This window comes from Streptomyces sp. PSU-S4-23, from assembly GCF_055632315.1.
In genome coordinates, this window is the sequence record NZ_JBVMUU010000002.1 from 7319416 (window position 1) to 7341486 (window position 22071).

The 22071-nt window shown below is 70.0% G+C and carries 20 protein-coding genes and 1 pseudogene; 11 read left to right on the forward strand and 10 right to left on the reverse strand.

The genetic code is table 11. From position 1 onward, the window contains the following. Window positions 1-59: 59 nt before the first annotated feature. The 6 genes from ACZ79I_RS33120 (at window position 60) to ACZ79I_RS33145 (ending at window position 6173) form a co-directional block, all read left to right on the forward strand. Window positions 60-689 carry a DUF6875 domain-containing protein gene (locus ACZ79I_RS33120; RefSeq protein ID WP_471502387.1) on the forward strand — a complete coding sequence of 210 codons (630 nt, stop codon included), beginning with the start codon at window positions 60-62 and terminating at the stop codon, window positions 687-689. A gap of 4 nt (window positions 690-693) precedes the next feature. After that, window positions 694-1587, forward strand: coding sequence for an alpha/beta hydrolase (locus ACZ79I_RS33125; protein WP_471502389.1), 894 nt, complete (start codon window positions 694-696; stop codon window positions 1585-1587). After that, window positions 1584-2426, forward strand: coding sequence for a tryptophan 2,3-dioxygenase (locus ACZ79I_RS33130; RefSeq protein ID WP_471502390.1), 843 nt, complete (start codon window positions 1584-1586; stop codon window positions 2424-2426). The genes ACZ79I_RS33125 and ACZ79I_RS33130 overlap by 4 nt, the downstream gene beginning before the upstream one ends. Before the next feature lie 72 nt (window positions 2427-2498). Beyond that, window positions 2499-3761: a kynureninase gene (locus tag ACZ79I_RS33135; RefSeq protein WP_471502391.1), complete on the forward strand. Its 1263-nt coding sequence runs from the start codon at window positions 2499-2501 to the stop codon at window positions 3759-3761. 52 nt (window positions 3762-3813) lie between these two features. Continuing rightward, window positions 3814-4854, forward strand: coding sequence for a 3-hydroxy-D-kynurenine methyltransferase AcmL (acmL, locus tag ACZ79I_RS33140; RefSeq protein ID WP_471502392.1), 1041 nt, complete (start codon window positions 3814-3816; stop codon window positions 4852-4854). A 26-nt stretch (window positions 4855-4880) separates the two neighbouring features. Then, on the forward strand, window positions 4881-6173 hold the full coding sequence (locus ACZ79I_RS33145; RefSeq protein WP_471502394.1) for a cytochrome P450 family protein: 1293 nt from the start codon (window positions 4881-4883) through the stop codon (window positions 6171-6173). A 73-nt stretch (window positions 6174-6246) separates the two neighbouring features. Here the strand turns inward: ACZ79I_RS33145 and ACZ79I_RS33150 are convergent, their stop codons facing one another. From ACZ79I_RS33150 to ACZ79I_RS33160, 3 genes are all read right to left on the reverse strand, one after another. Beyond that, entirely contained in the window at window positions 6247-6453 is a 207-nt protein-coding gene (locus tag ACZ79I_RS33150; RefSeq protein WP_399370310.1) for a ferredoxin, read from the reverse strand. 28 nt (window positions 6454-6481) lie between these two features. After that, window positions 6482-7129 carry an LmbU family transcriptional regulator gene (locus ACZ79I_RS33155; RefSeq protein WP_471502396.1) on the reverse strand — a complete coding sequence of 216 codons (648 nt, stop codon included), beginning with the start codon at window positions 7127-7129 and terminating at the stop codon, window positions 6482-6484. A 226-nt stretch (window positions 7130-7355) separates the two neighbouring features. Continuing rightward, complete coding sequence (locus tag ACZ79I_RS33160; RefSeq protein WP_471502398.1) at window positions 7356-8198, reverse strand: TetR/AcrR family transcriptional regulator C-terminal domain-containing protein; 843 nt, start codon at window positions 8196-8198, stop codon at window positions 7356-7358. A gap of 115 nt (window positions 8199-8313) precedes the next feature. Between ACZ79I_RS33160 and ACZ79I_RS33165 the strand changes: the two genes are divergently transcribed. The 4 genes from ACZ79I_RS33165 to ACZ79I_RS33180 all read left to right on the forward strand — a co-directional run bounded on the left by ACZ79I_RS33165 (window position 8314) and on the right by ACZ79I_RS33180 (window position 13375). Continuing rightward, window positions 8314-9198 carry a siderophore-interacting protein gene (locus ACZ79I_RS33165; RefSeq protein WP_471502400.1) on the forward strand — a complete coding sequence of 295 codons (885 nt, stop codon included), beginning with the start codon at window positions 8314-8316 and terminating at the stop codon, window positions 9196-9198. A gap of 79 nt (window positions 9199-9277) precedes the next feature. Next, the gene (locus ACZ79I_RS33170; RefSeq protein ID WP_471502402.1) at window positions 9278-10261 is read left to right on the forward strand and encodes an ATP-binding cassette domain-containing protein; all 984 of its coding nucleotides are present in this window, start codon (window positions 9278-9280) and stop codon (window positions 10259-10261) included. Beyond that, window positions 10251-11018 (forward strand): ABC transporter permease, encoded by a 768-nt coding sequence (locus tag ACZ79I_RS33175; RefSeq protein ID WP_471502404.1) that lies wholly within the window; start codon window positions 10251-10253, stop codon window positions 11016-11018. The genes ACZ79I_RS33170 and ACZ79I_RS33175 overlap by 11 nt, the downstream gene beginning before the upstream one ends. Before the next feature lie 86 nt (window positions 11019-11104). Beyond that, entirely contained in the window at window positions 11105-13375 is a 2271-nt protein-coding gene (locus ACZ79I_RS33180; protein WP_471502406.1) for an ATP-binding cassette domain-containing protein, read from the forward strand. Between the two features lie 369 nt (window positions 13376-13744). Here ACZ79I_RS33180 and ACZ79I_RS33185 read toward each other — a convergent pair. After that, window positions 13745-13951, reverse strand: a pseudogene (locus ACZ79I_RS33185) (IS256 family transposase); the annotation flags it as partial. Between the two features lie 434 nt (window positions 13952-14385). Here ACZ79I_RS33185 and ACZ79I_RS33190 point away from each other — a divergent pair. Beyond that, the gene (locus ACZ79I_RS33190; protein WP_471502408.1) at window positions 14386-15561 is read left to right on the forward strand and encodes a glycerate kinase; all 1176 of its coding nucleotides are present in this window, start codon (window positions 14386-14388) and stop codon (window positions 15559-15561) included. A gap of 126 nt (window positions 15562-15687) precedes the next feature. On the opposite strand, the gene pssA is transcribed toward ACZ79I_RS33190, so the two are convergent. From pssA to ACZ79I_RS33220, 6 genes are all read right to left on the reverse strand, one after another. Continuing rightward, window positions 15688-16506 (reverse strand): CDP-diacylglycerol--serine O-phosphatidyltransferase, encoded by an 819-nt coding sequence (pssA, locus tag ACZ79I_RS33195; RefSeq protein ID WP_471505354.1) that lies wholly within the window; start codon window positions 16504-16506, stop codon window positions 15688-15690. Window positions 16507-16528: 22 nt separating this feature from the next. Then, window positions 16529-17185, reverse strand: a complete 657-nt coding sequence (locus ACZ79I_RS33200; RefSeq protein WP_471502410.1) for a phosphatidylserine decarboxylase — start codon at window positions 17183-17185, stop codon at window positions 16529-16531. 170 nt (window positions 17186-17355) lie between these two features. Further along, window positions 17356-18561 carry an acyl-CoA dehydrogenase family protein gene (locus ACZ79I_RS33205; RefSeq protein WP_471502412.1) on the reverse strand — a complete coding sequence of 402 codons (1206 nt, stop codon included), beginning with the start codon at window positions 18559-18561 and terminating at the stop codon, window positions 17356-17358. Between the two features lie 2 nt (window positions 18562-18563). After that, a complete protein-coding gene (locus ACZ79I_RS33210) occupies window positions 18564-19076 on the reverse strand; it encodes a MaoC family dehydratase (protein WP_019757884.1) in 513 nt (170 codons plus the stop codon). Between the two features lie 4 nt (window positions 19077-19080). Then, on the reverse strand, window positions 19081-20046 hold the full coding sequence (locus ACZ79I_RS33215) for an HpcH/HpaI aldolase/citrate lyase family protein (RefSeq protein WP_471502414.1): 966 nt from the start codon (window positions 20044-20046) through the stop codon (window positions 19081-19083). After that, window positions 20043-22070: a protein meaA gene (locus ACZ79I_RS33220; protein ID WP_471502416.1), complete on the reverse strand. Its 2028-nt coding sequence runs from the start codon at window positions 22068-22070 to the stop codon at window positions 20043-20045. The genes ACZ79I_RS33215 and ACZ79I_RS33220 overlap by 4 nt, the downstream gene beginning before the upstream one ends. Between the last annotated feature and the right edge of the window lies 1 nt (window position 22071).

A 22071-nucleotide genomic window follows, 5' to 3' on the forward strand; every position in this document is an offset into this window, starting at 1 on the left:
GCCCACCAGGAATCCGCCGTCCGCTGTCCGCGAGGACCGACACCCGAGGACTGACACTGATGCTGACCGACGTGCTCTCCGTCGACGTGGCAAAGGCCCTGGCCGCCGTGGACGAATGGCTGAGCGAGTACATCCGCCGACCGCATGGCGAACTCGGACGCACCGGCCCGGTGTGCCCGTTCGTCGAACCCGCCCAGCGTGCCGGGGCGCTGGAGATCCGCGTCAGACTGGTCGGCCCCACCCCGATCCAGACCCTGATCGACGAGATCATCCGCTGCGGCCTCGACGAGTTCAGCGAGGTCGACTGGAAGTCCGGCAACCCGAATCTGCGCTCGCTGCTGCTCGTCCTGCCGGACCTGTCGGCCGAGCACCTGCACCTGTTGGACGCGGCGCACACCGCGCTGAAGCCGGAGAGTGTACGGCGGGGGTTGATGATCGCGCAGTTCCACGAGAAGTGCGAGGAGAAGGCCGCGCGCAATCCGGCGTTCGAGGTGAGCCACGCACCGGTGCCGATGATGGCGGTGCGGTCGATGGCGATCCACGACGTGCTGTTCCTGGCCGACCGGCGGGAGTGGTTCGAGGAGTACGCGAGCCGTTTCGGAGCCCGCTACCGCAGCGGGTCGCACGGCATCGACCCGCTGCTGACCGAGGTGTACGAGCGGGCCCGTGCCGCCGCTCCGGGGAGCTGAGCGCATGCGTGACGCACCGCCGGCCGGAGCTGCCGTGTACCGGGGCATGGACCAGACCACGCTGGACCGGCAGTACTCGCCGAGTTCCCGCGTGGCGAGCCTGGACGCCTACCTGTGCGAGTACGAGCGGCTGAGCGAGGCCGCCCGCCGGGCCCACCCGGTGCGGACCTCTCTCGCCTACGGCCCGCACCCGGCGGAGAGGCTCGACTACTTCCCCGGACCGGGAGCCGGGCGGGCGCCGCTGCTGGTGTTCGTGCACGGCGGGAACTGGCAGGCACTAGGCCGCGCCGAATCGGCCTTCCCGGTGCCGCCGTTGCTGGCCGCCGGCGCGGCGGTCGCGGTGATCGAGTACGGGCTGGCGCCGGACGTCGGCCTGGACGCCATGGCGGGCATGGTGCGCCGGGCCGTGGACTGGCTGCTGCGGCACGCGGACGGGCTCGGGTTCGCCCCGGACCGCCTCCATCTGTGCGGCACCTCGGCCGGTGCGCACCTGGCCGCCATGGCCCTGCTGCCCGATGCGTCGGCCTACCCGGACGTGTCCGGCCGGATCGCCGGGGCGGTGCTGCTCAGCGGCATGTACGACCTGGAGCCGGTGCGCCTGTCCTACGTCAACGACGCGCTGCGGCTGGACGATGCCGCGGCTCGCCGCAACAGCCCGATCCTTCGACTGCCGGCTCGGCTGCCCGAGACGGTGGTCGCCCGCGGCGGGAACGAGACCGAGGAGTACGTCCGTCAGCACGACCGGATGGTGACGGCGCTGCGCCCCCGGGCAGCGGTGACGGAGGTCGTCGCCGATCGGCGCGACCACTTCGACCTCCCCTACGACCTGGGCGTGCCGGGCACCGGGCTGGGCGACGCGGTCCTGGCGCAGATGGGACTGGAAGGAACGACCGTATGACCACCGAACAGACCACCCAGAGCCCCGCGTGCCCGCTGTCCGTCGGATCCCCGTCGGACACCACCCCGTACGCCCACTACGCGCGGATGGACGAGCTGCTGGCGTTGCAGCATCCGCTCAGCTCGGCCCGTACCGAGCCAGGGTTCATCATCATGAGCCAGGTCAAGGAGCTGCTGTTCAAGCTGCTGCACACCGAATTCAGCACAGCGCGCGACCAGTTGGCGGACGACCTGCTCGACGACGCGCTGTGGACGCTGCGCCGCGCCGCGCGGGTGCAGCAGGTGCTGCTGGTCTCGTGGGAGACGTTCTCCGTGCTGTCCCCGGTGGAGTTTGCCGAGTTCCGGGACGTCCTGGGGTCGGCCTCCGGCTTCCAGTCGGCCGGCTACCGGCGCCTGGAGTTCCTGCTCGGCCACAAGAACCCCGCGATGGCCGCGCCGCACCGGAACACGGCGGGCTACGACGCGGTGGTCGGCCAGCTGCACGAGCCGAGCCTGTACGACGCCGCGCTCGCGCTGCTGGCGCGCCGCGGGCTGCTCACGTCGGACGACTCCACGGACCGGGACGTCACCCGGCCGTACCGCGGCGGCGCGGAGGTCGAGGAGGCCTGGCGGTCGGTCTACCGGGACCCCGTCCGCCATCGCGACCTGCATCTGCTCGCCGAGGCGCTGATGGACACCGCCGACCAGTTCGCGCGCTGGCGCTACACCCACCTGGTGACCGTGCAGCGGATGCTGGGCGCCAAGCCCGGGACCGGTGGCACAGAGGGCGTGGCCTGGCTCGCCCGGATCAGTGAGCACCGCTTCTTCCCGGAACTGTGGTCGGTGCGCTCCACGCTCTGACCGGCGCCCATGGCCTCCCCGCGGACGGCGGGGACACGCGGACACGGACGACACGAGACAGAAGGAGGGCCGATGGTGAGCGGGATCCCGCGCACGGTGGCCGAGGAACTGGACGCGGCCGATCCGCTCGCCGCATTCCGCGAGCGGTTCGTCATCGCCGATCCGGAGCTGATCTACCTGGACGGCAACTCGCTGGGCCCGCTGCCCGCGGCCACGGCGGAGGTGCTGCGGGAGGTGGTCGAGGAGGGCTGGGGCGGGGGACTGGTGCGGTCGTGGCAGGGCTGGATCGACTGGGGCGCCCGGCTCGGCGACCGCCTCGCCGAGCACGTACTCGGCGCCGCACCCGGCGAGGTGGTGATCTCCGACTCCACGTCGGTCAACCTCTACAAGCTGGCCGCAGCCGCCCTGGACGCGGCACCGGGGCGCGGCACCGTCCTGATGGACGCCGAGGACTTCCCCACCAACCGGTACATCGTCCAGGGCCTGGCCGAACAGCGCGGGCTGCGGCTGGTGCGGCTGCCGTCCGAACTCGACGGCGGCCTCGATCTCGACGCGCTGCGCTCGGCACTGAACGGTGACGTCGCGCTGGTGGTGCTGTCCCTGGTGTCCTACCGAAGCGGCGCGCTGCTGGACATGGCGCAGGTGAACGACCTTGCCCACGCGGTCGGCGCGCGGGTGGTGTGGGACGTGTCGCACGCCGCCGGAGCCGTCCCCGTCGACCTGGCCGGCACCGGTGCGGAACTCGCCGTCGGCTGCACCTACAAGTACCTCAACGGCGGCCCGGGTTCACCCGCCTTCCTCTATGTGCGGCGCGACCTGCAGTCCCGGCTGCGGCAGCCGGTGTGGGGCTGGTACGGGCAGCGCGGGCAGTTCGAGATGGGGCCCGACTACGACCCGGTGCCGGGCATCGAGCGGTTCCTGGTGAGCACCCCGCCGCTGGTGTCGCTGGCGGCGATCGATCCCGCCCTCACCCTGGTCGAGGAGGCCGGCCTGGCACGGATCCGGGCCAAGGGGCTGCGGCTGGGCCGGCTGGCCGACGATCTGGCGGATGCCTGGCTCACTCCGCTGGACTTCCGGCCCGCCTCACCCCGCCCGCCGGAGCGGCGCGGTTCGCATCTGTCCCTGTACCACCCCGACGCCTGGCGGATCTGCCAGGCGCTGGCCGCGGACGCGAAGGTCGTCTGCGACTACCGGGTCCCGGACCGGCTGCGTATCGGTCTGTCCCCCCTGGTCACCCGGTTCGCCGACGTCTGGGACGCGTTGGCCCGTATTCGCGGCGTCGTGGCCGAGGGCGCCTACGCCTCCCGGCCCGCCGGCCTCGCCCGGGTGACCTGACCTCCGCCTCCCCGCTCACCACCCTCTCCACCTCAGCCGATTCGGAGTGCCCATGGCTCACGCATCCCCGCTCACCACCGACGGACTGGTACAGATCCTGTTCGGCTCCTCGGCCTTCCAGATGCTCCGCGCGGGCAGCGACCTGGGCCTGTTCACCCTGTTGCACCGGCGACCGGGCCTGACCCCGCCGGAGATCGGCCGGGAACTCGACCTGGAGGAGCGGCCGGTGCAGATCCTGCTGCTCGGCACCACCGCCCTCGGACTGACAGCGCGTCAGGGTGACGGCTACGAGAACGCCGACGTGCTGAACGGTCTCTTCGCGGAGGGCACCTGGGAGATCATCGAGGATCTCGTCGAGTACGAGGAGCGGATCGTCCGGCCCGCCGAGGTGGACTTCATCGCGTCGCTGCGCGAGAACACCAACGTCGGCCTGCGACGGATCAAGGGCACGGGGGAGGACCTCTACCACCGGCTGTCCGCGGACCCCGAGCTGGAGCAGTTGTTCTACCGCTGCATGCGGTCCTGGTCCCGGCTGTCCAACCCCGTGCTGGTCGAGAAGGCCGACCTCACCGGAGTACGGCGCGTGCTCGACGTGGGCGGCGGCGACGGCGTCAACGCCATCGCCCTCGCGCAGGCCAACCCCGGAGTGGAGTTCACCGTCCTGGACCTGCCCGGCACGGTGGAGATCGCCCGCAAGAAGATCGCCGAGCACGGCCTGTCCGACCGGATCTCCGTGCGAGCCGCGGACATCTTCGCCGACACCTACCCGACAGGCCACGACTGCGTGCTCTTCGCCAACCAGCTCGTGATCTGGTCGCCGCAGGAGAACATACGGCTGTTGCGCAAGGCGCACGCGGCGCTGCCGGACGGCGGGCGGGCGCTGGTGTTCAACGCCATGTCCGACGACAGCGGGGACGGCCCGCTGTACGCGGCCCTGGACAACGTGTACTTCGCGACGCTGCCGGCTGCCAGCAGCACGATCTACCGGTGGGGCCAGTACGAGGAGTGGTTCGCCGCGGCCGGGTTCGTGAAGCCCGAGCGGCTGCCCGGCGGCCGGTGGACGCCGCACGGCGTGATCAGCGCGGTCAAGTGACGCTCGAGCGAGTACCGGAGCCGACCATGTCTTCCACTTTCCAGGACGCCCCGCAGGCCGGCGGGGTAGCGGCGTGCCCCGCCGGCCCGCACATGATGGACCCCGACCTGCTCGCGGACCCCTTCGGCGGTTACGGCCGGCTGCGCGAGCGGGGCCCGGTCGTCCGCGGCCGGTTCGTGGACGGCACTCCGGTGTGGTTCGTGACCCGCTACGACGACGTCCGCGCCGTGCTGCGCGACCCACGGTTCGTCAACACCCCTTCCCACGTGCCCGGCGCACAGGGCGCGGATCCGCGTGAGGGGATGATGGAACTGCTCAAGGTCCCCGAGCACTTACGGATCTACCTGCTCGGATCCATCCTGGACAGCGACCCGCCGGACCATCCGCGGCTGCGCCGCCTGGTGACCCGGGCGTTCACGGCCCGCCGTATCCTCGATCTGCGTCCCGCCATCGAACAGATCGCCGACCGGCTGCTCGCCGAACTGCCCCACCGGGCGCAGGACGGAACGGTGGACCTGCTGGAGCACTACGCCTACCCCCTGTCGATCACGGTGATCTGCCGGCTCGTCGGGATCCCCGCGGTCGACCTCGAGCGGTGGCGGGAGTGGGGCGGGGACCTCGTGTCGATGCGGCCCGTACGCCTGCAGCACTCCTTTCCCGTGATGATCGACTACTGCCATCAACTGATCGAACAGCGTCGCGCCGCGCTCAGGGACGATCTGCTGAGCGAGCTGATCCGGGCGCAGGACGACGACGGCGGACGGCTCAGCGACACGGAGATGGTCACCATGGTGCTCACCCTGGTGCTGGCCGGCCATGAGACGAGCACGCATCTGATCGGCAACGGCACCGCGGCCCTGCTCACCCATCCCGACCAGCTGGCACGGCTCAGGGAGGACCCGGCGCTGCTCCCGAGAGCGCTGCACGAGCTGATGCGCTGGTGCGGCTCGGTGCAGGTGGCCCGACTGCGCTACGCCGTCGAGGACCTGGAGATAGCCGGCACGCGCATCGCCCGCGGTGACGCGGTCCAACCGGTGCTGGTCTCCGCCAACTTCGACCCACGGCACTACACCGACCCGGACCGGCTGCACCTGACACGTCAGCCGGACGGGCAGGCCGAGAACCACGTGGGCTTCGGCCACGGCATCCACTACTGCCTGGGTGCGACGCTGGCCCGGCAGGAGGGCGAGGTGGCGCTCGCCCGGCTGCTGGCCCGCTACCCGGGCCTCGCGCTCGCTGACGGCGATCCGGAGCACGACCGTGCCCGGCTGCCCGGCAGTTGGCGGCTGAACGCGTTGCGCCTGCGGCTCGGAGCATGATCCGACCGCAGCACTGAGGGCTCCACGGTCTGCACCGTGGAGCCCTCAGCCCTGGGGGGCGGGAGTTGTGCCGTCAGGCGTCAGGTGGGTCGTTCCCCACGGCGATGGCCTGGACGGGGCAGGACAGCGCGGCCTGGGTGACCTGCCGCGGGGTCGCAGTCTGCGCCCCGTCGGGTACGAGCGCGGCGTACCCGTCGTCGTCCTGGGTGAACACGGTGGGTGCCGTCAGGGTGCACTGCCCGGACCCGATACAGGTGCGGTGGTCGATGTGGATCTCCATTGGGGGCGGTCTCCGGTGGCCGGGGGCGTCAATGACCGAGCTCGTGCGCGGTGGCACGGTCGAGCGTCAGCAGGACCCACTCCTCGAAGTCCCGGTCTCCCCTCGATGCGGCCTCCCGCCAGCGCTGGACATGGTCACGGGGGGCGCTGATCCGGAGCTGGCTGGCCCGTGCGGGACTGGCCGGTCGGTTTCCTCTGCGGCGCTCCCGCAGCCGCAGTCGGAGCTGGTTCCGTGACCAGCCGTGCTGCTCCGCCTGGTCGAGCCAGGTATCGGCCTCCGCCGGCGGTAGGGCGGCGACCTCGGCGTGGTGGCCGAAGCTCAGCGTCTCGCGCCGACGCCAGAGCTCGAAGTGGCGTGCCACCCACGCGTAGTTGCGTAGCGTCTGGTAGTCGAGTCCCGCGGCCTGCACTCCGGTCTGGTAGCGGTCGGCGTAGCAGTCCTGGCCGTAGACGAGCCAGTCGCCCAGGCACCAGGCGGAGGAGTCGGCGATCTGGAAGATGTGCTGCCCGGCCTTCTCCCATCGGTCGTACGTGAGGCTGGTCGGTATCTTGAGGCCGACCCGGGTGGCGAAGATTCGTTCCTGCTTGCCTGGTCGGCGAGGGCGGGCCGCCTCGGTCGCTCGGCAGCCGACTGGTAATTGACGGTCACTCCGGTCGTACCTGGCGATGTGCTGCACCGGCTTTCTCCTGAAAACGGGGCGTGATGCATCTCACGCCATTCATCGCGCCCTCGAACCATCAAGGACGCAAACTCGAAAAACGGTAGTCACCTTCCGAGATACCGTCAATGAATGTTTCCGGCCGGAGATGGCCGATTGGGGTGCAATCGGCTTTGATACCGATCGCTTCGGGAGTGCGGCACGTGCCGAATCGTGCGGGCCCGCCCGGGCGCGCACGGCCCCGTCAGGGGGTGCCGGCCGAGGCGTGGAGCGTGCCGTCGGAGTTCGTCCGCACCGCCGCCTCGACGCCGTCGAGGATCAGGTCCAGGCCCACCCGGAACGTCTTCCTCGCCTCCTGCTCCATGTGTGACGCGGCGCCACCCGCCTCCGCCTCGGTCATGGCGGCGAGACTCGCGGTCGACTCCAGGGCCGCGAGGGCGGGGAAGCGTTCGGTGAAGTCCGGCGCGAACTCCGCCATCAGCGCGGACCGCTGCGCCCACCACTCCTCATCGGGCACCCCGGTCTCCGGCGCCGCCTGCCGGTGTTCCGTTGCGACCAGGGCCATAGCCCGCACGAACTGGAACAACACCGCGATGACCCGTCTGACGTGCAGGGGTTCCAGGCCGATTCCGCCCAGGATCCGCACCACCGTCTCCAGTCGCGCGTACTCGTTCGGCCCGAGTACGGGACGGGCCTGCGAGACCTGGAGCACCCAGGGGTGGCGCAGATAGAACGCCCAGGCGTCGTCGGCCCAGGCGGTGATCGCAGGGCGCCATCCCGCGCTCGTGTCGTACTCCGTGGGCAGTTCGGCCAGCACCCGGTCGTGCATGAGGTCGACCAGTTCGCTCTTGCTCGGCACGTACGTGTAGAGCGCCATGGCGGTCCGCCCGAACCGGGTCCCGACCGCCCGCATGGACAGGGCCGCCATTCCCTGTTCGTCCGCCACCGCGACACCCGCGGCCACGATCGTGTCCACGTCGAGTCCGGGTTTGGGACCGGGCTTGGGAGCAGGCCCACCCGATTCAGCCGATCGCCAGAGCAGGGACATGGATCGGCGGGCATCGCCCTGTCCGGCGAAAACAACCACCTTGCAACTCCTTACTGCATAAAGTAACCTCACCGGCACATCTCTTTACGCTGTAAGGATATCAGCTGGGCGTCCGCCCGCCCCAGTATGCCCGTACGTTCGTGGAAGGTTTTCGATGGCAGAGCTCCCCGTCACGTTCATCCAGGTCACCGACATCACACGCATCACACCGCGGATGGCCCGCGTGACGTTCGAGGCCGACCACCTCGACGACTCCGTCGGCCTGACCCCGGACCAGCAGCTCAAGCTCTGCTTCCCCCGGCCCGGCCAGGCGCGCCCCGTCCTGCCGGAGCAGAGCGACGACGCGACGGGCTGGTACCAGGCATTTCTGGCCATTCCGGAGGGCGAGCGGCCCTGGATGCGCAGCTTCACCCTCCGCCGGCGCGTGCCCGGGACGAACACTGTCGAGGTCGACTTCGTCCTGCACGGCGACAGCGGCCCGGCCAGTGCCTGGGCCGGCTCCGCCCGCCCAGGCGATTGGCTCGGCATGGTCGGCCCCTCCGCGCTCTACGCCGGACCGGTCTCCCTGACGGACTCGATCACCTCCGCCGACTGGCTGCTGCTCGCCGGCGACGAGACGGCACTGCCCGCCATCGGCACCCTGCTGGAGGCCCTGCCCGAGCGGACCCGCGCCCAGGTCTACATCGAGGTCGCCGAACGCGCCGAGCAGCAGACCTTCCGGACAGCGGGCGACGTCACGCTGCACTGGCTGCACCGCGACGGAACCCAGGCCGGCCGCAGCGAAGCCCTGATCGACGCCGTCCGCGGCGCCGAGTTCCCGCCCGGGCGCCCCTTCGCCTGGCTGGCCGGCGAGGCAGGCGTCGTCCGGACCCTGCGGCGCCACCTGGTCAACGACCGAGGGCTCGACAAGCGCGCGATTGACTTCAGCGGCTACTGGCGCGTCAAGCTCACCCAGGACGACGCCCCGACCGCCGACGACATGGCCGAGGCGCAGGAGCGCCTCGCCGAGTACCAGGCGGCGGCCGATGGCCAGTCCTGACGAGCCGCGCGCCGGAGCCGGCATCCCGGCCGGGCGCCGCGAGTCGGCCGGACGACTGCCGGGCCGAGAGAAGGATTTCATGATCGCAGTACGAGGACTCGCCCGCCGGTTCACCGTGCGCGGCCAAAGTGTCGAAGCGGTCAAAGGAATCGACTTCGACGTGGCGCCCGGGGAGGTGGTCGGGTTCCTCGGCCCCAACGGAGCGGGCAAGACCACGACCTTACGGATGCTCACGACCCTGCTGCGCCCCACCAGCGGAACCGGAACCGTGGCCGGCTGCGACCTGCTGACGGACCCCCAGGGCGTCCGGCGCAGGATCGGCTGCGTCCACCAGGGCGGCGCCACCTGGCCCGAGTCCAGGGTCGCCGAGGAGATCGAACTCCAGGCCCGGCTCTACGGCCTGTCCCGGTCCGAGGCCAGACGGCGCGGGGCCCTGCTCGCCGAGCGGCTCGACCTCGCCGGCCTGGACCAGCGCCCCGTCAAGACGCTCTCCGGCGGTCAGCGCCGCCGACTCGACATCGCTCTCGGACTGGTCCACGAACCGACGCTCGTCTTCCTCGACGAGCCCACCACCGGGCTCGATCCGCAGAGCCGGGCCAACCTCTGGGACCACGCCCGCCGCCTGCGCTCCGAGCAGGGCACGACCGTCTTCCTCACCACGCACTACCTCGACGAGGCGGACGCGCTGTGCGACCGGATCCTCGTCACCGACCACGGCACGATCGTCGCCGAGGGAACCCCCGACGCACTCAAGGACCGGGTCGCCGGCGACGCGATCACCATCGAGGTGACCGACCAGGTCGCGGAGGCGGCCGACATCGCCGGGCGGCTGACCGGCGCCACCGAGGTGAGCGTCGACGGCGACACGGTGCGCTTCCGGGTGCCCCGCGGCGACGCCGCCCTGCCGGAACTGCTGCGCACCCTCGACGGCCGGGGGATCACCATGGCCTCGGTCAAGGTCAACCGACCCACCCTCGACGACGTGTTCCTCAGCCTGACCGGACGCTCCCTGCGGGACGGCGACCCCGCGCCCCAGGCCAAGGAGGCCGCCCATGCTGCGTGACACCCAACTGATCTTCGTGCGGGACATGAAGCTCGCGCTGCGCAGCCCGACCTGGCTGCTCATCGGGATCATGCAGCCGCTCCTGTACCTGTTCCTCTTTGGGCCCCTCATGGTGTCCGTGGTCGACCACACCCCCGGTTTCCCGCCCGGCGGCGCCTGGGAGATCCTCACCCCGGCCCTCATCGTCCAGACGGCACTGTTCAGCGGCTCCTTCGCCGGGGTGGGACTGCTCACCGAGTACCGGGTCGGCGTCGTCGACCGCTTCCGCGGCACGCCCGCGAGCAGGGCCGCCCTGCTGTTCGGCAAGGTCCTGGCCCAGGCCGTGCAGGCCACCGCGCAGTCCGTACTGATCGTGCTGGTGACGCTGCTCGTCTTCGACCTCGACGCCTCACTGACCGGGCTGCTGCTCAGCCTGGCTATCGCCGCGGTCCTGGCCATCACGCTGTCCTCGGGATCGTACGCACTGGCGATGGTTCTCAAGAGCGAGGCCGCGTTCCCCGCGCTGATGAACGCCGTGCTCCTGCCGCTCCTTCTGCTGTCCGGGGTGCTGCTGCCGGTCTCCGAGCAACTGGCGCCCGGCTGGCTGTACAACCTGGCCCGGATCAACCCCCTGACCCACGTGGTCGACGCCGAACGCGCGGCGTTCCGGGGGGACATGAGCGCCACCGGGCTGCTGACCGGCTCCCTCGTGCTGCTGGTCATGGTCGTCCTCGCCCTGCTGTGGGGCACGCGGACCTTCCGCAAGGAGAACGCCTGACGGCACCGCCCGCAGGCCCACCCGAGACTGGGCTCCCCCTTACATCCCCCGGAGGGGGAGCCCACTTGCACCAGCAAGGAGCACACATGAGGACCGACGCCGTCAAGGTGACCGGTGCCAGGGAGAACAACCTCAAGAACGTCTCGCTTCGGATCCCGAGACAGCAACTGACAGTCTTCACCGGTGTCTCCGGCTCGGGCAAGTCGTCCCTGGTGTTCGACACCCTCGCGGCCGAGGCCCAGCGGCAGCTCAACGAGACCTTCAGCGCCTTCGTCCGGACCTTCCTGCCCGACCACGGGCGGCCGGACATGGACGCCGTCGAGAACATCTCAGCGACCGTCGTCATCGACCAGAAACGCCTGGGCGGCAACCCGCGCTCCACCGTCGGCACGGTCACCGACATCAACCCGCTGCTGCGTCTGCTGTTCTCCCGGGCCGGCGATCCCGCGGGCCTGCCACCGAGCGCGTTCTCCTTCAACGACCCCCAGGGCATGTGCCCCACCTGCGAGGGCCTCGGCACGACCGTCCGCCTCGACCTCGACGCGTTCCTCGACCGCACCAGGTCCCTGAACCAGGGCGCGCTGCTGCACCCGGACTTCTCCACCGACAGCTGGTACTGGCTGAGCTATGTGGAGTCCGGCCTGTTCGACAGCGACAAGCCGCTGGCCGACTTCACCGAGCGGGAATGGCAGCGGCTGCTGCACGGCGAACTGCCGGACAAGCTCCGCCTCCTCTGGCAGGGCAACACCCTCAACGTCCGTTACGAGGGCCTCGTCGACAAGTTCACCCGGCTCTACGTCAAGAAGCAGGACATGTCCGAGCGTGGTCGCCGGGTGTTCCAGCGGTTCGCCCGCACGGCCTCCTGCCCCGACTGCGACGGCACCCGCCTCGCGCCCGCCGCGCTGGCCACCCGGATCGGCGGCCACCACATCGCGGACCTCACCGCGATGGAGACCCAGCACCTCGCACACGTCCTGGGGGAGCTGGAGCTGCCGCGGGTGAAACCGGTCCTGGACGACCTGACCATCCGTCTGCACCGCCTGGTCGACATCGGACTCGGCTACCTGAGCCTGGACCGGGAGACCCGCACGCTCTCGGGCGGCGAGTCCCAGCGGATCAAGATGGTCCGGCATCTGTCCAGCAGTCTCACCGAGATGCTGTACGTGTTCGACGAGCCGAGCGTCGGCCTGCACCCCCGGGACGTGCGCCGGCTCAAGGAACTCCTCATCGCGTTGCGGGACAAGGGCAACACGGTGCTCGTGGTCGAGCACGACCCCGACGTCATGGCCATCGCGGACCATGTGGTCGACATGGGCCCGAAAGCCGGGACGCTCGGCGGCGAAGTGGTCTTCGAGGGCAGCTTCGACGCACTCACCCGTGCCGACACCCTCACCGGGCGCCACCTCCAGCACCGACTGCCTCTCAAGACCGAACCCCGGCGCGCCACCGGGACACTCACCGTCACCGACGCGACGAGCCACAACCTCAAGAACGTGACGGTCGGCTTCCCCACCGGCGTCCTGACGGTCGTCACCGGCGTGGCCGGATCGGGCAAGAGCACGCTGGTCAACGACGAGTTCCTCAGCCGGTACCCCGACGCGATCGTCATCGACCAGTCGGCGGTGACCACCAGCCGACGCTCCAACACCGCCACCTACACGGGCCTGATGGACCCGATCCGCAAACTGTTCGCCAACGCCAACAAGGTGAGCGCCTCCCTGTTCAGCGCCAACTCCAAGGGCGCATGCCCCAACTGCCAGGGGCTCGGCGTCCTCTACACCGACCTGGCGTTCATGGACACGCTGAAGTCGGTGTGCGAGGTCTGCCGAGGCCGCCGCTTCTCCGAGGACGTCCTCGGCCACCGCCTGCGGGGCAGGTCCATCAGCGACGTCCTGGAGATGACGACGGCCGAAGCGGCGGACTTTTTCACGGAGCCCAAGCTCCGCCCCGTCCTGCACGCCCTGAACGAGGTGGGGCTGGACTACCTTCGCCTCGGCCAGCCGCTCAGCACCCTGTCCGGCGGCGAGTGCCAGCGCCTCAAGCTCGCGGCCGACCTGCACCGCGTCGGAAGCGTCTACGTCATGGACGAACCCACCACGGGTCTGCACATGTCGGATGTCCACCGCCTCCTCGGCATCATCGAGCGCCTCGTCGACCAGGGCAACACCGTCATCGTCATCGAGCACAACCTCGACGTCGTCAGGAGCGCCGACTGGATCATCGACCTCGGCCCCGAAGGGGGCAGCGGCGGCGGACGAATCCTGTTCGAAGGAACTCCGGCCGATCTTCTGAAGACCACCGGCTCCCACACCGCCGCGCACCTCCGCCAGGACCTCTCGCATGCGGGCCGCGTCTGATCACCGGGGCCGTGGCGGCAACGTCGTGAGCCGACGTGCTCGTCGCGCCGGATGAGGCGGCTCGGGTGCAACCGATCTCCATGTCCGCCAACCCCCGACCCGCTCGCACCGCGTCGTTGTGAGCTGCGGTGAATACCTGTCGCTTGGCGATGCACCGCGGCGTCGATGACCTCGCCGTCTGCGGAGCTGGAGCCGCAGGAGGCTTTCCAGCCCCGAGCGGGTCCGGGGCATGGCGGTCACGCGGCTGGCCACTTGTCGGCGTACAAGTGAACGTGGCGCTGGCAAGATTTTCGTAGCCGGAGATCATCTCGGTGACGCGGTCGACCGGTCCGGGGGGTGTCAAGTTGACGGCTGATCTTGGTTGTCGAGTTATCGCTGGTCAGTGGGGGTCAAGCGGCCGTCGAAGGCGATCTGGAAGGCGTTCAGCGGCGCCTTCCAGCGCATCGTTCAGCGGCGCTGGCCCATGCCGGTCGGGTCCGGGCTCATCAGTGCCATGCAGACGCACTTCAACGCGGCACCCTATGACGGAAAACGGTCGCGAGCCCTCACGGCCTTGCGAATGCGGGCGTTCACGCTGCTTGATCACGTACAGTAGCCTCCATGGCGCCCCTTGTGAGGTGCATCATGATCGCGCGATTGATGGCTGGGGCCGAAAGTAGACCCCGGACGCCGGGACTCTCTTCTTGCGGAGTGACGGGAGCGACTCACCGTGTCCCTGACGACGCGCGGTTGGCATTCTGCCCCTTGAAGGTGATCCCTCGGCCAGGACCTGAGCTCTGGCCGATAGGACGGCGCTGCCGAAGCGGCAATACCCCGCCCGGTCGAGGCGTAGGGATTGTTCAGGCAGGCGCACCACGGGAATTGTTCAGCCTTCCAGACACTGCGCAGCGCGGTGTGTTCGTCGTGCTGCAGTTGTTCGGCGACTGGTGTTCCCTACACCGGTGCGGGCTCCGGTTAGGGTCACAGCGGCGCGACTGCCTTGACGTGCGCAAGGCGTGGAGAGCAAGGGGATGCAGGTGGCGGACGCTGCAGTGAACGACACCCGGCCGGCGCGGCGGGTGCGGCGGGTACTCATCGCCGCGGACAAGTTCAAGGGGTCGCTGACGGCCGTGCAGGTCGCCGCGCGGGTGACGAGGGGGCTGCGCCGAGTGGTGCCGGACCTCGAAGTCGAGGCGCTGCCCGTGGCCGACGGCGGGGACGGGACGGTGGACGCGGCGGTCGCGGCCGGGTTCGAGCGGCGTGAGGTACGGGTCGCGGGTCCCCTCGGCCAGGAGGTGACGGCGGCGTTCGCGCTGCGCGGTGACACCGCGGTCGTGGAGATGGCGGAGGCGAGCGGGCTGCAGCGGCTGCCCGCCGGGGTCTTCGCGCCGCTGACCGCGTCCACGTACGGAGCCGGGGAACTGCTGCGGGCGGCGCTGGACGCCGGGGCGCGGACGGTCGTGTTCGGGGTCGGGGGGAGCGCGACGACGGACGGGGGCGCGGGGATGCTGTCCGCGCTCGGGGCGCGCTTCCTCGACGGCCGGGGAGAGCCGGTGGCACCGGGCGGGGGCGGGCTGCCGGAACTCGCCCGCGCCGATCTGTCGGGCCTCGACCCGCGGCTGGCCTCGGTCGACCTGGTGCTGGCGAGCGACGTCGACAATCCGCTGACCGGGCCGGCGGGCGCGCCGGCCGTGTACGGGCCGCAGAAGGGTGCCTCGCCGGACGACGTGGCGACGCTGGACGCGGCGCTCGCCCACTACGCGAAGGTGCTGGAGGAGGCGGTCGGCCCCCGGGCGGCCCGGTACGCCGCGTCGCCCGGCGCCGGCGCCGCGGGCGGCATCGGGTACGGGGCGCTGATCCTCGGCGCGCGGTTCCGGCCCGGCATCGAGGTCATGCTGGACGTGCTGGGCTTCGCGCCGGCGCTGGAGCGGGCCTCACTGGTGATCACGGGCGAGGGCTCGCTGGACGAGCAGACACTGCACGGCAAGGCCCCGGCGGGCGTCGCCGCCGCCGCGCGGGCGGCCGGCAAGGAGGTGGTCGCGGTCTGCGGCCGCCTGGCCCTGCCGCCGGCGGCGCTGGGGCGGGCCGGTATCCGCCGGGCCTACCCGCTGACGGAGACGGAGCCCGACGTCGCGACGTGCATCGCGGAGGCCGGACCGATCCTCGAGCGGGTGGCGGAGCGGATCGCCCGGGACTTCCTGGTCTGACGCGACCGTTCCTTCCCTCCGTGGGGGCGGACGAAGGGCCCCGAACCGTCACGGTTCGGGGCCCTTCCCGTCGTATGGCCGTCCATGGCCATGGCCGCCGTACGGCCGCAGACGCCGTCACCGGCCCTACGGCAGCTGCGTCGCCCGTGCCTCGCGGCGGTTGTCCCGGAAGTTGTGGACACGGCGGGCCGTGGCGAACAGCGGGATCACCGCGCCCATGACCAGCTGCAGCGCACAGCCCGTCTGGAGGAGGAGCTGACCGCTGGGGGCGTCGAACGCCCATGCCGCCAGGAGGCCCATGGACAGGACGATCCAGGCCAGCATCGCGACCGCCAGGCGGCCCCGGGGCTTGGGGTACTCCACGCGGCTCACCATCAGCCACGCTGTGCCGAGGATCGCCAGCAGGGTGGCGAAGAACGGCAGCTCCAGCAGGACGATCGAGACCACCGTGAGCGCGCCGAAGGGCGAGGGCATGCCCTGGAACATGCCGTCCTTCATCGTCACGCACGAGAAGCGGGCCAGTCTCAGGACCACCGCGAGCAGCACCACGATCGCTCCGAGCGCGGCCACTCTCTGGTGCGCGTCGTCCGCGACCATGCCGTAGACCAGCACGAAGTACGCGGGCGCCAGGCCGAAGCTGATCAGGTCGGAGAGGTTGTCCAGCTCCGCGCCCATCGGGGAGGAGCGCAGCTTGCGGGCCACCAGGCCGTCGAACAGGTCGAAGACGGCCGCGCACAGCATGAGGATGACGGCCGTGGCCGCGCTGTGCCGGGCCATGCCGGTCGACTCGTCGTTGCCCGTCAGGTGCGGGATCAGAATTCCGGTGGTGGTGAAGTACACCGCCATGAAGCCGCATGTGGCGTTGCCGAGGGTGAGGGTGTCCGCTATCGAGAGGCGGAGCGAGAGAGGCATCTCCTCCTCGTCCACGTCGTCGGCCTCCGGCACCCAGTCGGAGTGGGTATCGGGATCAATCACGGTCAAGACGAGTCACCCCAGCCACGGTCTTCTGGCCGACCTCCACCGCGACGTCCACGCCCTCGGGCAGGTACAGGTCGACGCGCGAGCCGAAGCGGATCAGGCCGATGCGGTCGCCCTGCTCGACCTTGGTGCCCTGGGGAAGGTAGGGCACGATACGGCGGGCGACGGCGCCGGCGATCTGGATCATCTCGATGTCACCGAGTTCGGTGTCGAAGTGCCAGACGACGCGCTCGTTGTTCTCGCTCTCCTTGTTGAACGCGGGAACGAAGCCGCCCGGGATGTGCTCGACCGACGTCACCGTGCCGGCGAGCGGGGCACGGTTGACGTGCACGTTGAGCGGGCTCATGAAGATCGCGACGCGGGTGCGCCCGTCCTTCCACGGCATGATGCTCTGCACCACACCGTCGGCGGGCGAGATGACCCGGCCCCGGGTGATCTCGCGCTCGGGGTCGCGGAAGAACCACAGCATGCCCGCCGCCAGTGCGGTGGCGGGCACGGCCACGGCCTTGGCGGCGCCGGAGCGGCGCGCCCGGGCCAGGCTGAGGGCTGCGGTGGCAACGGTCGGGAGAAGCCACGGCGATGCTCCGCGCGCGAGGCGTACGCCGACTCGGCTGTCGCGTGGTGCAGAGGTTTGGCTGTGGGGCATGGATGACCTTCGTAGCGGATGATGCCGCGCTTCGACGGGGGACGGCGGCTTTCCGGCGATCGTACCGGTCATGGGCCGCAACTCGGCAAGCCAGGAAGCCGAGTCGGCGGCCGAAGAGTGTTGACGGGGTGTGATCTTCTTCGTGAAGAAAACACCCCGAACACGGGCACTTACCCCTGCAGTCGATACTCTTCGAGCAGCCGGCGACCGATGATCATTTTCTGGATTTCGGCGGTTCCTTCGCCGATGAGCAGCATCGGGGCCTCGCGGTAGAGGCGCTCGATCTCGTACTCCTTCGAGAAGCCGTAGCCGCCGTGGATCCGGAAGGCATCCTCCACGACCTCCTTGCAGTACTCGGAGGCGAGGTACTTCGCCATCCCTGCTTCGAGGTCGTTTCGTTCACCCGAGTCCTTTTTGCGCGCTGCATTCACCATCATGGCATGAGCGGCCTCGACCTTGGTAGCCATCTCGGCCAGCTTGAACTGGATGGCCTGGTGCTGGGCGATCGGCTTGCCGAAGGTGTGCCGCTGCTGGGCGTAGGAGACGCCCAGCTCGAAGGCGCGCTGAGCGACGCCGCAGCCACGCGCAGCGACGTTCACCCGGCCGACCTCGACGCCGTCCATCATCTGGTAGAAGCCGCGGCCGGTGACCCCGCCGAGCACCCGGTCGGCCGGAACGCGCAGGCCGTCCATGATGAGCTCGGTGGTGTCGACACCCTTGTAGCCCATCTTGTCGATCTTCCCGGGGATCGTGAGGCCGGGGCGGACCTCGCCGAAGCCGGGCTCCTTCTCCACCAGGAAGGTGGTCATCGACTTGTGGGGCGCCGTGCCCTCGGGGTGTCCTTCGTCACTTCGGACGAGAACGGCGACGAGCGAGGACGTGCCGCCGTTCGTCAGCCACATCTTCTGGCCGTTGAGGACGTACTCGTCGCCGTCCTTGACCGCCTTCGACGTGATGGCCGACACATCGGAGCCCAGCCCGGGCTCCGACATCGAGAAGGCGCCGCGGATCTCGCCCAGCGCCATCTTCGGCAGGAAGTGGTCCTTCTGCTCCTGCGTGCCGTGCTGCTTGAGCATGTACGCCACGATGAAGTGCGTGTTGATGATGCCGGAGACCGACATCCAGCCGCGGGCGATCTCCTCCACGCACAGCGCGTAGGTGAGGAGCGACTCGCCCAGGCCGCCGTACTCCTCGGGAATCATCAGGCCGAACAGGCCCAGCTCCTTGAGGCCGTCGACGATCTGCTGCGGGTACTCGTCGCGGTGCTCCAGTTCGGTCGCGACCGGGATGATCTCCTTGTCCACGAAGTCCCGGACCGTGGAGACGATCTCCTGCTGGACGTCCGTCAGACCGGCGGTCTGGGCGAGTCGTGCCATGGCTACTTCTCCTGCTGCTTCAGCTCCGGGCGGCCGGGCTGCTCGCCGCCGCGCTCCTTGATGTACGTCTCGGTGGGGACCATCACCTTGCGGCGGAACACGCACACCAGCGTGCCGTCCTGCTTGTAGCCCTTGGTCTCGACATAGACGATGCCGCGGTCGTTCTTCGACTTCGACGGCCACTTGTCGAGCACGGTCGTCTCGCCGTAGATCGTGTCGCCGTGGAAGGTCGGCGCCACGTGCTTGAGCGACTCGATCTCCAGGTTGGCGATCGCCTTGCCGGAGATGTCCGGCACGGACATGCCGAGCAGCAGCGAGTAGATGTAGTTGCCGACGACGACGTTCTTGCCGAAGTCCGTCGTCTTCTCCGCATAGTTCGTGTCCATGTGGAGCGGGTGGTGGTTCATGGTGAGGAGACAGAACAGGTGGTCGTCGTACTCCGTGACCGTCTTGCCCGGCCAGTGCTTGTACGTCGCCCCGACCTCGAACTCCTCGTAGGTGCGTCCGAACTGCATGGCCCTACGCCTCCGGGATCTCGAACGTGCTGGTGCGCTGCATGCCGGCGGCGCGGCCCTTGCCCGCGATGACCAGCGCCATCTTGCGGCTCGCCTCGTCGATCATCTCGTCGCCGAGCATCGCCGAGCCCTTCCTGCCGCCCGCCTCGGACGTGCAGTACTCGTACGCGTCCAGGATCAGCTCGGCGTGGTCGTAGTCCTCCTGGGAGGGCGAGAACACCTCGTTGGCGGCGTCCACCTGGCCCGGGTGCAGCACCCACTTGCCGTCGAAGCCGAGCGCGGCGGCACGCGCCGCGACCTCCCGGAAGCCGTCCACGTTGCGGATCTGCAGGTAGGGGCCGTCGATCGCCTGGAGGTTGTTGGCGCGGGCGGCCATGAGGATCTTCATCAGGATGTAGTGGTAGGCGTCCGCCGGGTAGCCGGGCGGCTGCTCGCCCACGACCAGCGACTTCATGTTGATCGACGCCATGAAGTCGGCCGGGCCGAAGATGATCGTCTCGATGCGCGGGGACGCCTGCGCGATCTCGTTGACGTTGTTGAGGCCCTGGGCGTTCTCGATCTGCGCCTCGATGCCGATGCGGCCGACCTCGAAGCCCATCGTCTTCTCGATCTGCGTCAGCAGCAGGTCGAGGGCGACCACCTGCTGGGCGTTCTGCACCTTCGGCAGCATGATGCAGTCGAGGTTCGGACCCGCGCCCTCGACGACCGTCACGACGTCACGGTACGTCCACTCGGTCGTCCAGTCGTTGACGCGTACGACCCTGGTCTTGCCGGTCCAGTCGCCCTCGTTGAGGAACTTCACGATGGTGTGGCGCGCCTCCGGCTTGGCCAGCGGGGCGCACGCGTCCTCCAGGTCGAGGAAGACCTGGTCGGCGGGGAGGCCCTGCGCCTTCTCCAGGAAGCGGGGGTTGCTCCCGGGGACCGCGAGGCAGGAGCGCCGCGGACGCAGGCGGTTGACGGGCGTAGTCATGCGGGGACCTCCAGGGGGTCGAGCTTGTTCGCGTTGCGGATCTCGTCGACGATACGGCCGATGATCCCGGTGATGTCGAAGTCCTTCGGGGTGAAGACCGCGGCCACTCCCGCGGCCCTGAGCTGCTCGGCGTCGCCGCTGGGGATGATCCCGCCGGCGATCACCGGGATGTCGGCCGCACCGGCCGCGCGCAGCCGCTCCAGCACGTCCGGCACCAGCTGGGAGTGGGAGCCGGAGAGGATCGAGAGGCCGACCGCGTGCACGTCCTCGGCGAGGGCCGCGTCCACGATCTGCTCCGGTGTCAGCCGGATGCCCTGGTAGACCACCTCGAACCCGGCGTCACGGGCGCGCACGGCGATCTGCTCGGCGCCGTTGGAGTGACCGTCGAGGCCGGGCTTGCCCACCAGGAAGCGGAGCTTGCCGACGCCGAGCTCCCGGGCGGTGGCGTCCACCTTGCGGCGCACCGCGGCGAGGGCCGTGCCCTCCTCGGCGGCCACGGCGACCGGCGCGGAGGAGACCCCGGTCGGCGCGCGGAACTCGCCGAACACCTCCCTGAGGGCCCCGGCCCACTCGCCGGTGGTGACCCCGGCGCGGGCGCACTCCAGGGTGGCCTCCATGAGGTTGTCGGTGCCCTTGGCCGCCTCCTTCAGCCGCTCCAGCGCCTTGCACGGGCGCGGGTGGTTGAAGGGCGGCTGGTAGCGGGTGTCGCGCCATTCCCGGAGCGCGGTGACGACGCGGGCCTCGACCGCCGGGTCGACGGTCTGGATCGCGGTGTCCAGGTCGGCCGTGAGCGGGTTGGGCTCGGTCGTCTCGAAGATGTTGACGCCGACGATCTTCTCCTGGCCGGACTCGATGCGGGCCCGGCGCTCCGCGTGCGAGGCGACGAGCTGCGACTTGAGGTAGCCGGACTCGACGGCGGCCATGGCGCCGCCCATCTCCTGGATGCGCTCGATCTCGGCGAACGACTCCTCGACGAGCTCGTTCACCTTGGCCTCGACGACCTTGGAGCCTTCGAAGATGTCGTCGTACTCCAGCAGGTCGCTCTCGTGCGCGAGCACCTGCTGGATGCGCAGCGACCACTGCTGGTCCCAGGGCCGGGGAAGACCTAGCGCCTCGTTCCAGGCCGGGAGCTGCACGGCCCGTGCGCGCGCGTCCTTCGACAGGGTCACGGCCAGCATCTCGAGCACGATCCGCTGGACGTTGTTCTCCGGCTGGGCCTCCGTCAGGCCCAGGGAGTTGACCTGGACGCCGTAGCGGAAGCGGCGGTGCTTGGGGTCCTCGATGCCGTAGCGCTCACGTGTGATCCGGTCCCAGATCCGGCCGAAGGCCCGCATCTTGCACATTTCCTCGACGAAGCGGACGCCCGCGTTCACGAAGAAGGAGATGCGGCCGACGACGTCGCCCATGCGCTCCTGCGGCACCTGCCCGCTGTCGCGCACCGCGTCGAGGACGGCGATCGCCGTCGACATCGCGTACGCGATCTCCTGCACCGGCGTGGCGCCCGCCTCCTGCAGGTGGTAGCTGCAGATGTTGATCGGGTTCCACTTGGGCATGTGGGAGACCGTGTAAGCGATCATGTCGGTCGTCAGCCGGAGCGAGGGCCCGGGCGGGAACACGTGCGTGCCGCGGGACAGGTACTCCTTGACGATGTCGTTCTGGGTCGTCCCCTGGAGCCTGGTGATGTCGGCGCCCTGCTCCTCGGCGACGACCTGGTAGAGCGCCAGCAGCCACATGGCGGTGGCGTTGATGGTCATCGACGTGTTCATCTGCTCCAGGGGTATGTCCTGGAACAGCCGGCGCATGTCACCGAGGTGTGTGACCGGGACCCCGACCCGGCCGACCTCGCCGCGGGCGAGGACGTGGTCGGGGTCGTAACCGGTCTGCGTCGGCAGGTCGAACGCCACCGACAGGCCGGTCTGGCCCTTGGCGAGGTTGCGCCGGTACAGCTCGTTGGACGCCTCGGCCGTGGAGTGACCGGCGTAGGTACGCATCAGCCACGGCCGGTCCTTCTGACGCTCACTCATG

Excerpts from the sequence above, each read along its gene's own strand:
- ACZ79I_RS33120 (WP_471502387.1), top strand. The coding sequence starts at position 60 with ATGCTGACCGACGTGCTCTCCGTCGACGTGGCAAAGGCCCTGGCCGCC.
- ACZ79I_RS33125 (WP_471502389.1), top strand. The coding sequence starts at position 694 with ATGCGTGACGCACCGCCGGCCGGAGCTGCCGTGTACCGGGGCATGGAC.
- ACZ79I_RS33130 (WP_471502390.1), top strand. The coding sequence starts at position 1,584 with ATGACCACCGAACAGACCACCCAGAGCCCCGCGTGCCCGCTGTCCGTC.
- ACZ79I_RS33135 (WP_471502391.1), top strand. The coding sequence starts at position 2,499 with ATGGTGAGCGGGATCCCGCGCACGGTGGCCGAGGAACTGGACGCGGCC.
- acmL (WP_471502392.1), top strand. The coding sequence starts at position 3,814 with ATGGCTCACGCATCCCCGCTCACCACCGACGGACTGGTACAGATCCTG.
- ACZ79I_RS33145 (WP_471502394.1), top strand. The coding sequence starts at position 4,881 with ATGTCTTCCACTTTCCAGGACGCCCCGCAGGCCGGCGGGGTAGCGGCG.
- ACZ79I_RS33150 (WP_399370310.1), bottom strand. The coding sequence starts at position 6,453 with ATGGAGATCCACATCGACCACCGCACCTGTATCGGGTCCGGGCAGTGC.
- ACZ79I_RS33165 (WP_471502400.1), top strand. The coding sequence starts at position 8,314 with ATGGCAGAGCTCCCCGTCACGTTCATCCAGGTCACCGACATCACACGC.
- ACZ79I_RS33170 (WP_471502402.1), top strand. The coding sequence starts at position 9,278 with ATGATCGCAGTACGAGGACTCGCCCGCCGGTTCACCGTGCGCGGCCAA.
- ACZ79I_RS33175 (WP_471502404.1), top strand. The coding sequence starts at position 10,251 with ATGCTGCGTGACACCCAACTGATCTTCGTGCGGGACATGAAGCTCGCG.
- ACZ79I_RS33180 (WP_471502406.1), top strand. The coding sequence starts at position 11,105 with ATGAGGACCGACGCCGTCAAGGTGACCGGTGCCAGGGAGAACAACCTC.
- ACZ79I_RS33190 (WP_471502408.1), top strand. The coding sequence starts at position 14,386 with ATGCAGGTGGCGGACGCTGCAGTGAACGACACCCGGCCGGCGCGGCGG.
- ACZ79I_RS33200 (WP_471502410.1), bottom strand. The coding sequence starts at position 17,185 with ATGCCCCACAGCCAAACCTCTGCACCACGCGACAGCCGAGTCGGCGTA.
- ACZ79I_RS33205 (WP_471502412.1), bottom strand. The coding sequence starts at position 18,561 with ATGGCACGACTCGCCCAGACCGCCGGTCTGACGGACGTCCAGCAGGAG.
- ACZ79I_RS33210 (WP_019757884.1), bottom strand. The coding sequence starts at position 19,076 with ATGCAGTTCGGACGCACCTACGAGGAGTTCGAGGTCGGGGCGACGTAC.
- ACZ79I_RS33215 (WP_471502414.1), bottom strand. The coding sequence starts at position 20,046 with ATGACTACGCCCGTCAACCGCCTGCGTCCGCGGCGCTCCTGCCTCGCG.
- ACZ79I_RS33220 (WP_471502416.1), bottom strand. The coding sequence starts at position 22,070 with ATGAGTGAGCGTCAGAAGGACCGGCCGTGGCTGATGCGTACCTACGCC.